14 protein-coding genes are annotated in these 15,071 nt (G+C 74.5%); 1 reads left to right on the top strand and 13 read right to left on the bottom strand.

Annotation, left to right across the window (positions count from 1 at the left end; all coding sequences use genetic code 11):
• Positions 1–19: 19 nt before the first annotated feature.
• Positions 20–736, bottom strand: coding sequence for a rhomboid-like protein (locus ABTY15_RS25810; RefSeq protein WP_350599957.1), 717 nt, complete (start codon positions 734–736; stop codon positions 20–22).
• A 71-nt stretch (positions 737–807) separates the two neighbouring features.
• The gene (locus ABTY15_RS25805; protein WP_350599954.1) at positions 808–2,499 is read right to left on the bottom strand and encodes a serine/threonine-protein kinase; all 1,692 of its coding nucleotides are present in this window, start codon (positions 2,497–2,499) and stop codon (positions 808–810) included.
• A gap of 232 nt (positions 2,500–2,731) precedes the next feature.
• On the opposite strand from ABTY15_RS25805, the gene ABTY15_RS25800 reads away from it, so the two are divergent.
• A complete protein-coding gene (locus tag ABTY15_RS25800; protein ID WP_350599951.1) occupies positions 2,732–3,457 on the top strand; it encodes a rhomboid-like protein in 726 nt (241 codons plus the stop codon).
• A gap of 3 nt (positions 3,458–3,460) precedes the next feature.
• Here ABTY15_RS25800 and ABTY15_RS25795 read toward each other — a convergent pair whose 3' ends face one another.
• From ABTY15_RS25795 to ABTY15_RS25745, 11 genes are all read right to left on the bottom strand, one after another.
• Complete coding sequence (locus tag ABTY15_RS25795) at positions 3,461–4,393, bottom strand: YhjD/YihY/BrkB family envelope integrity protein (RefSeq protein ID WP_350599949.1); 933 nt, start codon at positions 4,391–4,393, stop codon at positions 3,461–3,463.
• Positions 4,394–4,525: 132 nt separating this feature from the next.
• Positions 4,526–4,762 (bottom strand): hypothetical protein, encoded by a 237-nt coding sequence (locus ABTY15_RS25790; protein WP_350599946.1) that lies wholly within the window; start codon positions 4,760–4,762, stop codon positions 4,526–4,528.
• A 133-nt stretch (positions 4,763–4,895) separates the two neighbouring features.
• A complete protein-coding gene (locus ABTY15_RS25785) occupies positions 4,896–5,240 on the bottom strand; it encodes a hypothetical protein (protein ID WP_350599944.1) in 345 nt (114 codons plus the stop codon).
• A gap of 466 nt (positions 5,241–5,706) precedes the next feature.
• Positions 5,707–7,611, bottom strand: coding sequence for a serine/threonine-protein kinase (locus tag ABTY15_RS25780; protein WP_350599941.1), 1,905 nt, complete (start codon positions 7,609–7,611; stop codon positions 5,707–5,709).
• Positions 7,612–8,089: 478 nt separating this feature from the next.
• A complete protein-coding gene (locus ABTY15_RS25775; protein ID WP_350599939.1) occupies positions 8,090–8,470 on the bottom strand; it encodes a VOC family protein in 381 nt (126 codons plus the stop codon).
• 62 nt (positions 8,471–8,532) lie between these two features.
• Positions 8,533–9,459 carry an STM4011 family radical SAM protein gene (locus tag ABTY15_RS25770; RefSeq protein ID WP_350599937.1) on the bottom strand — a complete coding sequence of 309 codons (927 nt, stop codon included), beginning with the start codon at positions 9,457–9,459 and terminating at the stop codon, positions 8,533–8,535.
• Positions 9,460–9,470: 11 nt separating this feature from the next.
• The gene (locus ABTY15_RS25765; protein WP_350599935.1) at positions 9,471–10,802 is read right to left on the bottom strand and encodes an STM4012 family radical SAM protein; all 1,332 of its coding nucleotides are present in this window, start codon (positions 10,800–10,802) and stop codon (positions 9,471–9,473) included.
• Positions 10,799–11,689 (bottom strand): STM4013/SEN3800 family hydrolase, encoded by an 891-nt coding sequence (locus ABTY15_RS25760; RefSeq protein WP_350600000.1) that lies wholly within the window; start codon positions 11,687–11,689, stop codon positions 10,799–10,801. The genes ABTY15_RS25765 and ABTY15_RS25760 overlap by 4 nt, the downstream gene beginning before the upstream one ends.
• Positions 11,690–11,742: 53 nt before the next feature.
• Positions 11,743–12,915 (bottom strand): STM4014 family protein, encoded by a 1,173-nt coding sequence (locus ABTY15_RS25755; protein ID WP_350599934.1) that lies wholly within the window; start codon positions 12,913–12,915, stop codon positions 11,743–11,745.
• Positions 12,916–12,969: 54 nt separating this feature from the next.
• A complete protein-coding gene (locus tag ABTY15_RS25750; protein ID WP_350599931.1) occupies positions 12,970–13,902 on the bottom strand; it encodes an STM4015 family protein in 933 nt (310 codons plus the stop codon).
• A 72-nt stretch (positions 13,903–13,974) separates the two neighbouring features.
• Positions 13,975–14,958 carry an STM4015 family protein gene (locus ABTY15_RS25745; RefSeq protein WP_350599929.1) on the bottom strand — a complete coding sequence of 328 codons (984 nt, stop codon included), beginning with the start codon at positions 14,956–14,958 and terminating at the stop codon, positions 13,975–13,977.
• Positions 14,959–15,071 lie beyond the last annotated feature (113 nt).

The following is a 15,071-nucleotide window of genomic DNA, read 5'->3' as shown; positions in this document are numbered from 1 at the left end:
AGGCCGGCCGGGGCGGCCGTCAGTCGGCGCGGGCGCGGGCGCCGGCGCGGAGGCCGGTGCGGGTGCCCGCCCGGGACCGCAGCCAGGCGGTGCGGGCGGCCAGGGCGCCCAGGCCGAGTGCCACCAGGTGCCCGGCGTCCGCCAGTTGCTGGTCCAGCGCCCAGGCGGTGGCCAGCGCCAGCGCGAGCGTCGGCAGGCCGTAGCGGCGCAGCGGGACGGGCCCCAGTGCGAGCAGGCAGCCGCCGGTGGCGACCAGGCCGTAGCTGATGCCGACGTCCCGGGCGCGGGACAGGGCGCCGGGGATGTGGGTGCTGAGCATCGCCCACATCGCGCCCTCGGTGAGCAGGGTGGCTCCCAGGTGGCCGAAGAGGAAGACCGCCCCGGCCCGGGCCGGGCCCCAGCGCCATTCGGCCAGTCCGAGCACCACCGCCACCGCCGCGATGCCCGCCCAGGCGGGCACGCCGTCGACCACCAGCCCGCTGCTGAACAGAGTCCACCACTTGCCCACTTCCATGTGGTGGACGTTGCTGCTGTTGTGCCGGACGAAGCGGGCGCGCCCGGCGTGGCTCTGGCCGGCCAGCCAGCAGGCCGTGACGGTCAGCACCAGCACGTAGCCGGTGGTCAGCCGCAGCCGGGCCAGCGTGCGCAGCGCCGGGTGGCGGGCGTCGGCCGGCTCGCGGGCGGCGGGCTCGCTGATCGGGGGCTCGCCGGTGGCCGTGCTGCCGCGCTCGCTCATCCTGCCTGCCGCCCTCGTTGTACGGTGCCTGGTGCCACCGGCGAGCCTACCCGGGCCCGGCCCGCCGCCGGTCACAGCGCCAGGGTGCGCCAGCCCCGGGTGATCTCGTCCAGCAGCGTGCCCGCGTCCGGCGCCGGCACGCCCGGCGCGGAGTGCGCGGTCAGCAGTTCCAGCAGGGCCGCGCCGTCCGCTGGACGGCCCGCCGGGTCGGGGGTCAGCGCCCGGGCGACGACCGCCGCCAGCGCCGGGTCGAGCGCCTGGACGGCCGCCAGGGCGGTGGGCTCGGGGCCGGTGCTCACGATCCGCCGGATCACGGCACCCGTGCTGGTCGCCGCGAACGGGCTGGTCCCGTGCGCCGCGCAGACCACGCAGCACGCCCACGCCCAGACGTCGGCCGCCGTACCGACCCGCTCGTTGTCGAACTGCTCCGGGGCCATGTACGTCAGGGTGCCCGGCCCGCCGCCGGTCATGGTCAGCCGGGTGCCGTCCACCAGGGCCGCGATGCCGAAGTCGAGCAGCCGCGGACCGGCCGTGGTGAGCATGATGTTGGCCGGCTTGAGGTCTCGGTGGATCAGGCCCAGCTTGTGCACCCCGGACAGGGCGACGGCCAGCGCCAGTGCGAGCGCCCGCAGCGCCTCGGCGGAGCGGATCGGCCCCTGCTCGCGCAGGTGGGCGTCCAGCGGGCGGCCGTCCAGCAGCTCCATGGCCAGGTACGGCCGGCCGCCGTCCACCCCGCCGTCGAGCACCCGGGCGGTGTACGCGCCGGACACCATGGCCAGCACCTCCGCCTCGCGCTCGAAGCGGCGCAACAGCTCGGCGTTGTCGAGCAGTTCGAGGTTGATGGTCTTCAGTGCCACCTGGGTCGCCGCGCCCTCGCGCCGGGCCAGGTACACGGTGCCCATGCCGCCGGAGCCGATCCGGCCGAGCAGCTGGTAACCGCCGATCATCCGCGGCTCGTTGGGGTGCAGCGGCTGGTGCGCGACGGAGCCGACCGGCGTGAGCGGTCCCGCGGTCGGGGGTGCGGGGGCGGCCTGCGTCGGGACGTACACCGGCGGCTGCGGGTACGGCTGCGGCTGGGGCATCGGCTGCGGGTACGCGCCGGGTCGGGCCGGCCCGAACCCGGGCGGGACCGGCGCGCCCTGAGCCGCACCCGCCGGCGCGCCCTGGGCCGCGACCACCGAGGCGCTGCGCCACCGGCGGCTGGCCAGCACCGTGACGACCTGGAACACCAGGGCGCCCAGGCTCACGCCGATCGGCAGCAGTACCGCGCCGAGCAGCGCCCGCAGGACCAGGAGACCGGCCACCCGCAGCCGCACCGAGGACGAGGACCAGACCTCCGGAGGCATGTTCGCGTGCAGCACGTTGCGCTGGGTGCGGTAGTAGAGCAGCAGCCAGAGCAGCAGCACCACGATCCCCGCGATGAGGATCGCGTTCGTCGAGACGCTCAGCTTGAGGCCCAGCTCCCGTGACAGGTAGTTCGCGCCGTGCCCGCCGAGCGGCTCCGACAGCACCTGGACGCCGAACGGGCCCGTGTCGCGCGTCCCGATCAACAGGGCCGCCAGGCCGGCACCACCGGCGAGGCCGATCGCCAGCTCCGCGACGATCGCCCCCACCCCGCCCGCGGGCCCGGCACCGATGGCCGCCAACTCCCGTTGGCGTACGGCTCGCTGAGCACGCCACAGCACCGGCAGGGTCGCCAGCCGCACCACCAGCGCCAGCACCGCCACGAATATGACGATGATGGGCAGCGACGAACTCAACATTCCTGTTCCTTCCCCCTGCTGATCGGCAGAGGGAGTATAGGCGGCGCGTGCGACGGGACGGACCGCTTCGGGTCCCCCGATTGCAGCAACGGGCCTGGCAGCTCCGCGCCGCAGCACCGAGGGTCGAAGGAGTGTGCGGCAAGGGTGAGGTGGGACGGATGCGGGACGCCGACGGCGGCCACCGCGGCGGGACGCGGGTGAGGCACGCGAGGCACCCGTCGAGGAGGCGTGGATGACCGGTGGCACCACCAGGGCGGCACCGGCGCGCCGGCGCTCGCGCCCGGCGCGCCTCGCCCACGCGGCCGGGGCCTACGTCCGACGCGCCCCCGGCACCTACCTCTGGCTCGCGATCCTGCTCCTCACCACGCTGGTGATCCGTCACGTCGACCCCGCCGTCGCCGACCACATCCTGGAGAAGCGCTCCACCAACCTGCACTACCTGGCGGTCTCCCCGGTCAGGGTCCTGGTGACCAGCGCCCTGTGGATCGCCGGGGGCGGCTGGTTCGGCTACTTCGTGCTCTACAACCTCTTCCACGTGCCCGCCGAACGCTGGCTCGGCACCCCGCGCTGGCTGGCCGTCGTGCTGGCCGCGCACGTCGGCGCGACCTACCTCAGCGAGGGCGTCCTGTACTGGGCGATCCGCCACGGCCTGGCCCCGCGAAGTGCCGTCAACACCCTCGACTACGGCGTCAGCTACGCCCTCGCCGGGGTCGTCGCCGTGCTGACCTACCTGATCGTGCGGCCCTGGCGGTACGTCTACGCGGCCGGCGTGCTCGTCTTCTACGGCCTGGGGGTCGTGCAGAGCCGGGACTTCACCAGCATCGGCCACTTCAGCGCCGTCCTGATCGGCCTCGCCTGCTACCCGCTGACCCGGGGCCGCCCCGGCGCCTGGGACCCGGTCGCCACGGCCCGCACCGGGTGGCGGTGGTGGCGGCGCGTGCGGCGGCGGCAGCGGTGAACCTCAGTCGTTCCCGCCGTCGTTCCTGCCGTCGTCCTCGTCCTCGTCCTCGGCGCCGTTCGTGGACGGGGCCGGGCTGTGCAGGTAGGCGTTCAGCGGCGGCTCCTGGGCCAGCACCGCACCCGCCGTGATCGCGAAGGTGATGACGGCGCACAGCGCGATCAGCCAGGAGAGCAGCATCAGCACCAGGCCCAACGAGCCGTACTGGGCGAGCGAACGGTTCAGCGCCGTCGGCATGTAGACCCGGGCGCTGAGCGACATCACCGTCACCCCGGCGCCCGTCAGCAGCGCGCCGGGCAGCAGGGGCAGCCAGCCGATCCGGGCACTCAGCAGCAGGTGGGAGGTCCACCACCAGGCCCCCAGTGAGGCCACGAAGGTCAGCGGCACGCCCAGCCAGAGGCCGGCCCCGAACCCGTCTCGCAGCGGGCCCTGCAACAGCAGCAGCGCCAGCCAGCCCACGACCCACAGCAACCACCGCCAGGCCGCCACCTTGGTGCGGGCCTTCGGCAGCCGCCAGGCGTGCTCGCAGACCCGGCCCACCGCGCGACTGCAGCTGGTCGCCGACAGAAATGCCATCAGCAGGCCGATGAACCCCGTCGTCTGCCGCAGATCCCCGTTGCCCTTCAAGGCCTCGTCCAGCTGCTGTTGGGCCGCGCCCGAGATGCCGAACAGTGAGCGCAACGAGGAGGCCAGTTGGTCCCGGACTTCGCTCGGGGCGAAGGCGGCCACCGCGAACAGCAGCGGGATCGCCGTCAGGAACACCTGGGAGGCCATCCGGGTGGCGGCGTCCAGCAATCCGGGGGAGAACAGGCGGGCCGTCAGTTCGCTGATCACCGGGAACCGCCGCTCGGCCTCGGCCCGTGTCCGCCCGAACCGCTCACGGCCCCGCGCCATCCGCTCCTTCCAGCGGGCGGCGACCTCCCTCGCCGACGTCATCCCTCGGTCCTCCCGCAGCCGGGCAACGCTCGCCACCAGTCAAGGCGACCCCCGTACCCCCCGCCACCGGAGGCGTCCGTCCACAACCCCCCACCCGCCTCCGGTGCCGCTGCGATCCTGGGTGAGCCCGGCTCAGCCGACGGCGCGGGCTCCGTCGAGGAGGTTGGTGCGAGCCTCGTTGAGGCTCTCGGTCTGCTTGATCAGGTGGTCGACCGCGTTGGTCACCAGGGCCACCTCGGCCGGCGTCGTCCAGCCGGGCCGGTGGATGATCTTGAGCAGCTCCTCGTGGGGGTCGTTGCTCACCGCCCTGGTCACCGTGATCAGGTGGTGAATCCGCTGCTCCAGGTGGGCCAGCTGGTCCTTCTCCATGGCACGTCAACTCCTTCGGTCGTACGGGAACGGGCGGGTCATGTCTACCCACACCGGAATGCCGCGCCATCGGACCGAACGGGTGGACTCGGCGGGCCTCCTTCGCCAGGTGGGCGGGGGTGCTGGGGGCGGGTCAGCCGGTACAGGTGTAGGTGAAGGTGGTGAGGGCGCTGAGGCGTTGGGGGGCCAGGATCTCGACGGTGGCGGTGGCGGTCATGCTGCCCTGGCCGTCGAAGGTCCAGCGGAGGACCAGGCGCACGTGGTCCTCGCCGGACTGCACGGGCTGGGACAGCTCACCGGAGGAGGTGCCGTCGCTGCGCAGCCAGTGGTAGCGGATGGTGCCGGCCCGGCCGTTGGTGGCGACCGAGGCGGTGATCGCGGCCGTGCCGCCGCAGGTGGGGCCGGTGGCCGGCTCGGCGGTGACGGCGACGCCGGTCAGGGCGAGCGGGGGGTCGGTGTGGCAGCGGGTGAGCACCACGGCCAGCAGCGCGAGCAGGACGGCGGCCCAGACCAGCCAGCCGGCCGCCCGGCCCCGGCGGGTGGGCCGCTGCGGCTGCTCGGCGGGGGCCGTGCGGTGCCAGACGGCGGCGGTCTGCGGCGGGACGCCGGGGCCGAAGCGCCGCAGCTGGGGTGCGGGTGCCGGAGTGGGTGCGCCTGCGGGTGCGCCAGCGGGAGCGGGTGCGGGTGCGGCAGGTGCGGGCCCGGCGGGTGTGGGCGGTTGCGGGGCGTGGCCCCAGGCGGACGGGTCGAGGGCGGTGGCGACTCCGGCGTCCTCCTCGGCCGGTGGGCGGCGGTCGAGGGGAACGGTCCGGTCGGCTGCCGGGTGGATTCTTTCGGTCGGTGTGTCGTCGGGCGTGGGTCGGTACTGGGGCACGGGGACCTCCGGGCGAGCGGCGGCGGTGGTGCGGCGGCGGATGTGGCGCGGCTGCGGTGGTGCGGCGGTGTCAGCCGGGCTCGTGGCAGCCCGGCGCGTACAGCTCCCGGTAGGGCGTGGGCGTGCTCCCGGCGGCCGGGGTGGTGGCGACCCGCAGTCCCCACTGGAACTGGGTGTCGGCGGTGCCGAACTGGTGGCGGACGGTCAGGGTCACGCGGCCGGAGCCGAGTTTGACGGTGTCGGTGGCGACGGTCTCGTTCGGGTACTTCGGGCCCGAGTTGTGCATCCAGCTGATGACCAGGGTGGCCCCGGGCGGGCCGGAGGTCACCACGGTGACGGAGGCCTGGACGCCGTAACCGCCGTCGCAGGCGATCGAGTCGATGGTCAGCGAGTCGACCCGGACCGGCGGCGGGGTGGTCGGGGGTTTGCTGGTCGGCGGCGTCGGGGGAGGCGTCGTGGGTGAGGTGGTGGTCGGAGTCGACCGGGTCGGCGGGGTGGTCGGTGGGGTCGTGGTGGGTGGGGGGCTGGGGGCGTGCGTGGGCGAACCGGTGGTGCTGGTGCTGGCGCTCGGGGGCGGGGACGGCGACGACGAGGCGGCCGGGGACAGGGAGGGGGAGGGGGACGGCGAGGAGGTGGGGGAGGGCGGGGGCGGGACGGTCGGGCGGGCGGACGCGGTGGTGGACGGCGACGGCGACGAGGAGGACGACGAGAAGACCGTCGCGATGGGGTCCGGCGACTGCCCGCCCGGGTCCTGGCTCGGATCGCCCGGGCCCGCCAGGTGGTCGGGACCGAGGGAGGTGGTGGCCTTCGGCATCGGACTGCCCGTCACCACCCGGTCGGACCGGTCGGCGACCCCGGCCAGCGCGAACCCGGCGAGCGAGGCGGCGGTGACCGCGCCGACCACCAGCCCGGCGGTGAACCGGGCCCGTCTTCGCAGGATCGGCCGCCGGACGGCCCGTCCGCCCACGGCCCGTCCGCTGATGGCCTGCCCGCCCACGGCCGGCCCACCGACAGCCTGCCCGCCGACGACCGCGCCGACGTTGGTGTACGCCAGCGCGGTCGTCCCGGCCGGCGGGGGACCGGCCGCGCCCCAGGGCAGCAGCAGCGCGAGCAGGGCGACCAGGGCGGCGAGGTCCTGGGTGCCGCGCTCCTCCCACTGCTCGCCGTACCCGGCCGTCGCGACCGCGTCGAGCAGTCCGACGAACTCGGCCGCGCCGACGGGACGGTCCTGCGGCCGCTTGGCCAGCCCGGCCCGGACCAGCGGCCGGACCTGCTCCGGCACCAGCTCCTCCGGCACGCGCGACTCGCGGTGCTGGACGGCGAGTTCGGCGATGCCCGGCCCGGGGAACGGCCGGCTGCCGGTGAGGCACTCGAAGAAGGTGACGGTCGCCGCGTAGACGTCGGCGGCCGGGGAGGCGGGGGCGCCGGTCCACTGCTCGGGCGCCAGGTAGGCCGGTGTGCCGGAGATGTCGCGGTCGGCCCCGCTGGGCACGGCGATCCCGAAGTCGACCAGCTTGGAGGCCCCGCCCGTGGCGACCAGGACGTTGGCGGGCTTGTAGTCGCGGTGCACCAGGCCCGACGCGTGGGCGGCGGCCAGCCCCAGCAGGGAGCCCTTGAGCACGACCAGCGCGGCCTCCGGCGTGGTCGCCCCCTCCTCCTTCAGCAGGGTGCGCAGCGAGACGCCGTCCACCAGCTCCATCACGAGCGCCGTGTAGGGGCCGCCCTCGACGTACTCGTAGAGCCTGGTCACGTACGGGGAGTCGACCCGGGCGAGCATCCGGGCCTCGGTGCGCAGGGCGGGGCCGTCGGCCGCGTCGTGCAGGTACTTGATGGCGACGGGGGTGCCGGTGAGGTCGTGGCGGGCGAGCACCACGCGTCCGCTGGCGCCCGCGCCGAGCGTGCGCAGGTGGGTGTAGCCGGGCAGTTCCCAGTCGGCGGGGTCCGCCGCCGCGTCCTGTGCGCCGTGCTCGTGCATCGCTGCCCCCTCGGCTCCGGGCCGTCGCCGTGCTGCGGCCGCCTGCGGTGCGGCTGGCCGTGGTGCGACCGGCTGTGGTCGCCTGCAATCGACGCGGCCGCGAAGCCCCGGGTTCCCGGTTCCACGGCCTTCCGGGACCCGGTCGTGGACGGGGTGTGCACTACCTCCGCGTTGTCGCAGGCAGGAGCCCCACCAGGCCGGACGGCGGCCGACCGACGACTGGGGACACACCGGCGCGCGGGGGAGTCGCGCGTTGCCGCGGTACGCGCCGGACGTGCGCCACCGCGCCCGCGCCGCACCCGTACCGCAGACCCGCTCCGGCCGTCGGGCGGGCCCTCGGGGAGGGGCGGCCGACGGCCGGCGCGGGTCGCGGGATGCAGATGTCGGGATGCGGGTGTCGGGATGCGGATACGGGGGTTGGCAGGGGCCTGGCACGGGCCGGGCTGGGGGTCGAGCTGAGCTGGGGGTCGGGTCGGGGCTACTGGGCGAGGCGCTGGGCCACGCAGAGGATGTTGCCCTCGCTGTCCTTGAACCAGGCGGCCCGGATGTCGTCGCGCTCGGCGACGCCGTTGACGGTCTTCAGGCCGGGGAAGTCGTACTCCTCGAACGTGATGCCACGGTCACGGAGGGCAGCCATCTCGCCGTCCAGGTCGGCGACCTTGAAGCTGGCGAGGGTGTGGGCGGCTTGTCCGCCGCTGGGGGTCTGGTAGACCGAGAACTCGGTGCCCCCGCAGTCGCAGTAGAACTCCTCGGGAGTCTCCCCGGTGATCTTGAGGCCGAGGGTCTCGGTGTAGAAGGCCTTCGCGCGCCCGAGGTCGGCGGCGGGGATGACGGCCTGTAGCGGTGCGTCTCCAAGCATGGTGATACCTCCTCCTGCTTCCAGGCTAGGTACCCCGGCCCGAGGACGCCCGCCCACAGGAGTCAGGCCCGCTGCGGCCAGCCCCGGGGCACCCGCTCCAGCACGCCCTCGCCGAACACCTCGTACAGCGGCAGGGTCTCCAGGTGGACGTAGCCGATGTGGCAGTCGCAGACCGGCAACGGGCAGCCGCGCGGCCGCAGTTGGGCCCGGTAGGACCCGTCGTAGAGGTTGCCGAGGACGTCCCGGACGAAGTGGCAGCGACGGACGGTGCCCTCGCCGTCCACCGACAGCACCGAGGCGCCGGTGCGGCAGGGGCGGCCGGCGCTGGGGTGGGCGTGCCGGCTGTAGCCGAAGTGGGGGTCCAGGGCGGACCAGGCGGCGGCCTCGGCGTCGGTGTAGGCGCGCCCCTCGGCGGCGTTGACCCACAGGTAGACGCCCGGGGCGAGCTCCTCGCGCAGCCGCCCGGCCTCGGCCAGGTGCTCGGGCTGCCCGACCACACCGACGCTGTAGCGCACGCCCAGCGCGTCCAGCTCCCGGCACTTGGCGAGGAAGCGCGTTCGGGTCACCTGGCCGGGGTGGTACGTCACCCAGAGCGCCAGGGTGTTGCGGTCCGCTTCGGCGAGCCAGCCGGTGCGGCAGCTGAGGTTGGTCTGGATCGCCACCCGGCGCACGTGCGGCAGCCGGCTCAGCTCGACCAGCGCCCGCCGGTACCAGGACCGCACCAGGCCCTCGCCCCAGGGCGTGAACAGCAGCGACAGCGTGTCGCCGGTGCCCGCCCGAGCCGCGGCCCAGGCTGTGAACCGCTCCAGCGCGGCCCGGTCGGCCCGCAGCTGCTCGGTGGTGTCGCGGCGCTTGGCGAACGGGCAGTACGGGCAGTCGTAGTCACAGGAGGCGAGCGGGCCCCGGTAGAGCAGGGTGAGGTCGAGCCCGGCGTCCACCGCGTCCCCGCCTCCGGTGGACGTCGAGCGGGTCGATGGCGTTGAGGGCATCCCGAGGAAGGTCATTTCGCCTGGTAGCCCGCCATCCGGCCCCGGACCTCGGGCGAGAACAGCAGCGGGCCGACCGCGTCCGAGTGCGCCAGCCCCTCGGGGCTGAGCAGCAGACGGTCCGGATCGTCCGCCAGCCAGCCGCGCTCCGCGAAGGCGGCCAGCTCGGTGGCGAAGTCCTCGGTGGGCATGCTGCCGAACCGGGCGCGGTAGTCGGCCAGCGGCATGCCCTCGGCCTGCAACAGCGACTGGACCAGGTGGCGGCGGCGCGACTCCTCGGCGGCCATCCGGTAGCCGTGCCGCGCGTGCTCGAAGTCGTCCGTCCCGACGTAGTCGTCGATGATCGCGCGCACCTCGGTGGCGTTCACCGCGTAGTCGAAGGAGTAGTGCAGGCGGGAGGTGTAGGAGCGGGCGCCGCAGCCCAGGCCGACCATGCCGTCGGTCTGGCAGGCGTACTCGCTCGCCCCGGCCTGCGGGGAGGCGGCGCGGCGGAACATCCGCATCGACACCTGCTGGTAGCCGTGGCCGAGCAGGTGGTCACGGCCCGCCCGGTAGAGGGCGAGCCGCCGGGCGTCCCAGGTGGCCGGGCCGTCCTGCTCGCCGCGCCGGGCGAGACCGGTGAGCGGGCGCACGTACAGCGGGTAGAGGTACAGCTCCTCGGGTTGCCAGGCGAGCGCGGCGTCCAACGAATGCAGCCAGCTGGCCTCGGTCTGGCCGTCGATGCCGTAGATCAGGTCGATGTTGAGCACCGGGAACCCGGCCGCGCGGATCCGCCCGAGGGCGGCCTCCACCTCGGCGCGCTGCTGCGGGCGGACGGCCGAGCGGGCCTCCTGGTCGACGAAGGACTGCACGCCCAGGCTCAGCCGGGTGGTGCCCCGGGCGGCCAGCACCTCCAGTCGGTCCGCGGTCGCGGTGGCGGGCGAGGCCTCCACCGACAGCGGTATCGCCCGCAGGTCCGCGCCCATCCGCCGCTCGGTGATGTCGCACAGCCGCTCCAGCTCCGCGGCCGTCAGGTAGGTGGGCGTGCCGCCGCCGAACGCCGCCAGCGCGAACCGGGCGCCCTCGTCCAGCGCCGCGCGGACGGCGACCGCCTGCCGCTCCAGGGCGTCCAGGTAGGCGGTGGTGAGGCCCTCGGGGCCGCCGATCCGGGTGAACAGGTTGCAGAAGCCGCAGCGGACCTCGCAGAACGGGATGTGCAGGTAGAGCGAGAGGGCATGCTGCGGCTCGCCGGCCCACAGCTCGCGCAGCGCCGGGCGGTCGGGCAGCGGGCGGTAGGCGGTCTTGTGCGGGTAGGCGTAGACGTACGACTGGTACGGCGAGTCGGGGAGCGGGGGTGCGGTGGTCATGCGCGCTCCTCAGCGGTGGCGGTGGCGGTGGCGGTGGCGGTGGCGGTGGCGGTGGCGGTGGCGGTGCCGTGGTGGGGAGGGGCGGTGAGCGGGACGGTGAAGTGGGCGTACGGGACCGTCCAGACCACCTCGTGGCCGATCCGGTGCCCGGTGTAACCGTCCTCGCCGTACGCCGTGCCGTGGTCGGAGCAGACGATCGCGAAGCACGGGCGGCGGGCACTCATCGCCGCGAACAGCCGCCCGATGTGGGCGTCCACGTACTCCAGGGCGGCGGCGTGGCTGGCCCGGGAGTCGCCGTGCTCGCGGGTGGCACCGGGCAGGTGGAACCAGTTGGGCTGGTGCAGTGCGGAGACGTTCAGGAACAGGAACAGCGGTTGTCCGGCGGGCTGTTCGGCGGCGACCTGCTCGGCCCGGGCGACCTGCGCCTCGAAGGACGTCGGCGAGGGCACGCCCATCGCGGGCTCCCAGTGGCTCTCCTGGAACAGACCGGGGAGCACCGAGCCGAGCGGGCCCTGCTTGTTGAAGAAGCCGACGCCGCCGATGCAGACCGTCCGGTACCCGGCCGAGGCGAGGGCGGTCGGCAGGTCGGGGGCGTCGAAGACCCAGGTGCGCGGGGCGGTGCTCTCGGAGCCGGCGAAGCGGGCCGCGAACAGACGCGGATGCGGGCCGTCGGGGGAGGCCGGGGTCGGCAGGAAGCCGGCCAGGATCGCCTGATGGGAGGCGTAGGTGAAGCTGCCGGGCGCGTGCCGGCGCTCCCAGCGGCCGCCGGGCAGGAAGGCGGCGAGGTGGGGGATCCGGCCGGCGGACGCCAGCTCCTCGGCGACGTCGAAGCGCAGCGTGTCGAGCGTGACGAGCAGCAGGTCGTGGCTGCCCACGATCGCGTTCATGTCGGGGGCCTGGGCGTGGGCGTGGGGCTGGGCGTGAGTCTGGGTCTGGTGGTTCATCGGGCTGGTTCCGTGATCTGGTCGTTCGTGGAGAGATCGTTCGTCGGGCGGTTGTCTGCCGCCAGGTGGAGGAGCGCGGCGAGCTGGGCGCCGTAGGTGTCGAGCCCTTCGGCGGGGCCGCCGGGCAGGCCGGCGAGGTTGGGGAGCAGGTCGCCGAAGGCGTTGACCTCGCCCACCAGGGCACGCCGCCAGCCCGAGGTGGGCAGGACGTCCACACCCACCATCAGCGAGCCGGGGAAGCAGGCCGCGGCGCGCTCGGCCGTCTCCAGCAGGGCCGGCCAGGCGGGCCCGGCGGCCTCCCGGGCCAGGTCGAGGCTGCCCCGGGCGCCCCCGAGGTGCAGGTTCGTCATCGGCTGCGCGCTGGTGCGCACCACCGCGTGGGTGGCCCGGCCGGCCACCACCACGACCCGCAGGTCCGCCGCGCGGCCGGACTGCGAGGCCTTCGGGATCCACTGCTCGACGTGCAGGCCGTCCGGCGCCAGCCGGTCGACGATCGCGCCGATCTCCCGCTCGCTGCGGTAGCGGCGCACCCGCAGCGAGTTGTGCAGTTCGCCGTCGGCCAGCTCGACCGAGGTGGTCGCCAACAGCTGCCCGCGCGGCCCGAACTGCAGCGCCATCACCCCGGAGGCGGAGGACCCGTGTGCGGGCTTGACGAAGACCCGGTGCAGCCCGGCCTCGGCCAGCCGCCCGCGCAGCTGCTCCCAGCCGCTGACCTCGCCGCCGAGCGCCGGTGGCACCGGCACGCCGGCGGCGGCCAGCAGCGCGTGCGCGCGGCGCTTGTCGAACATCACGGCGATCTCCTCCGGATCACCGAGCAGCCGCACGCCCGGCCGCACCGCCGGTTGTTCACCCCGTCGTACGGCCGGCTGCTCGGCCAACCCGCGCAGGGCTGTCAGCACTCCCGCGTACCAGGCGGCGGTGCCCTCGACCCGGGTCGGTGCGTAGGAGGCACCGAGCACCGGGCCGCGCAGCAGCTCGTCGACCTGCGGATCCTCGCCGGGCGATTCGATGCGCAGCAGACCACCCTCCGGCAGCCGGTACCGGCCGCGCAGCACGTCCAGCCAGGGCAGGACGGTGGGCTCGGGCAGCCCGGCGGCCCGGGCGGCGGCGCTGAACAGCGTCACCCGCCGGTGGCCCGGGTTGCCGAGGACGGTCAGCCGCGTCGTCATCGTGTCGTCACCAGCCCGCTTGCTTCCGGTTCATGTGCTTCCGGCCTCTCGTCGCTACTCGGCGACCGCGACGTAGCGGTCGTCGTCCTCGTCGGCCTCCTCGGGTTCGCCGAGGTCGACCACGACGTCGGGCAGGGCGTCGGTCAGACGCTGCTGCATCTCCTCGCTCAGGTAGTGGTGGTGCAGGTCCAGGATCTCCAGGTGGGTGAGCGGCTGGCCCTCCAGCAGGGCGGCGGCGCCCTCGTCCGAGAGCACGCCCATGGACAGGTCGAGCGTCCTCAGCCGGGCCACCACCGGGGCGTGCGCCACGGCGGCGGCGATCTCGTCCTGGAGCTCGCTGTTGGCCAGACCGAGGTGGCGCAGGGCCGGGAAGCGTGCGCCGTCCAGGAAGGGCGCGAGGTCGTCGAGCGTCGCGTCGCCGCCGTACTCACCCACGCCGAGCCAGAACGTCAGGCGCTCCAGGGCCGGGAGTTCGGAGCCCCCGACCGCCCGGACGACCTCGGCGGGCAGACCGCCGGACTCGAAGCGCAGCGCCGTCAACTTCTCGTGCTGCACCGGCTTGAGCACGAGGTCCATGCCGCCGCGCACGGCCAGCTCGGTCAGCCCGGGGAAGGTGGTGAGCAGCGGCGTGACGTCGCCCAGCGTCAGCCAGGAGATCTCGCACTCGTCGTACGTCACGTCGGCGAGGAACACCGCCTCCAGGGCGGGCAGCCGCTCGGCGTCGCCCGTGATGGTGGCGATGACGGTGTCCACCGGGCTGTAGTCGCCGGACCACCAGGGGCCGATGACCACGGCGCGGATCCCGGCCGGGTCGACGGTGTCGAGCAGGCTCCGCCAGAGCTCCGGGAAGCCCTGCTCGGCGTCGTACTCCACGCTGAGTCGCCAGGCGGCGTCGCCGGGCTTGGGGAGCCGGCGGGGGTCGCCGGTGGGGGTGAAGTCGTGGATCGGCAGCCCGTGAAAGCGGCCGAGGTGGTCGTTGACGGTCATGGCGGTTCCTGGCGGGTGAGCGGACGGGACGTTCTGGCGGTCGGTTCGGGTGATCGGTTCGGACGGTGCCGGTTACTCGGCCACAGCGGTGTAGCGCCGCTGGTCGTCGGGCCGGCGCGGGTCGGAGAGGTCGATCGAGACGCCGGGCAGGGCCTCGCGGAGCCGCTCCTGCATCTCCTCGGTGACGAAGTGGTGGCGCAGGTCGAGGGAGCGCAGGTGGGTGAGCGGCTGGCCCTCCAGCAGGGCCGTCACCCCCTGGTCGGAGAGCACGCCCATGGACAGGTTGAGCGACTCCAGCCGGGCCACCACCGGGGCGTGCGCCACGGCGGCGGCGATCTCGTCCTGGAGCTCGCTGTTCTGCAGGCCGAGGTGGCGCAGTGCCGGGAAGCGCGAGCCGTCCAGGAAGGGCGCGAGGTCGTCGATCGTGGCGTCCCCGCCGTAGTTGGCGACGCCGAGCCAGAACTCCAGGCGCTCCAACGCGGGGAGGTCGCAGCCGGCCACCGCCCGGACGACGTGGCCAGGCAGGCCGCCGGACTCGAAGCGCAGCGCCGTCAGCCGGTCGTGGCGGAGCGGCGTGAGCGTCAGACCGGTGCCGCCGTCCCAGTCCTCCGCGCCGCCGCGCACCACCAGCTCGGTCAGCTCCGGGAAGGCGGTCAGCAGCGGCGTCAGGTCGCTCAGCTGGAGCCAGGAGATCTCGCACTCCTCGTAGGTGATGTCGCCGACGAAGAGTCCGCGCAGGGCGGGCAGCCGGGAGGCCGAGCCGAGGATCGCTGCCAGCGCCTGCGGGAAGTCGCCCGGATCGTCCTCCGACCAGAGCCCGATCACCACGGCCGTGACCCGGTCGGCGTCCACGGTGTCGAGGAACTCCTCCCAGCGCTCGGCGAAGGTCTCCTCGGAGCCGTACTCCAGGCCGATCTTCCAGGCGACCGAGCCCGCCTCCGGCAGCCGGTCGGGAACGCCACCGGCGGCCACCTTCTGCCCGGCCTCGTCCACGGCACGCACGAAGTCGAAGACCGGGAGACCGTGGAACTGCTCGATGTGGTGGTTGACGGTCATGCGCTGCTCCTCAGTGGTCGGGGCCGGACATCTGTCTACCAGCCGGGTCCGACAATCCGGCGGCCGGGTCGGGGCACAGGTCAGGGAGCGGATCGGGGGACTGGGTGCGACGG

The organism is Kitasatospora sp. NPDC097643 (assembly GCF_040302625.1).
Classification (GTDB): Bacteria; Actinomycetota; Actinomycetes; order Streptomycetales; family Streptomycetaceae; genus Kitasatospora.
This window is presented reverse-complemented; position numbering and strand designations above follow the sequence as displayed.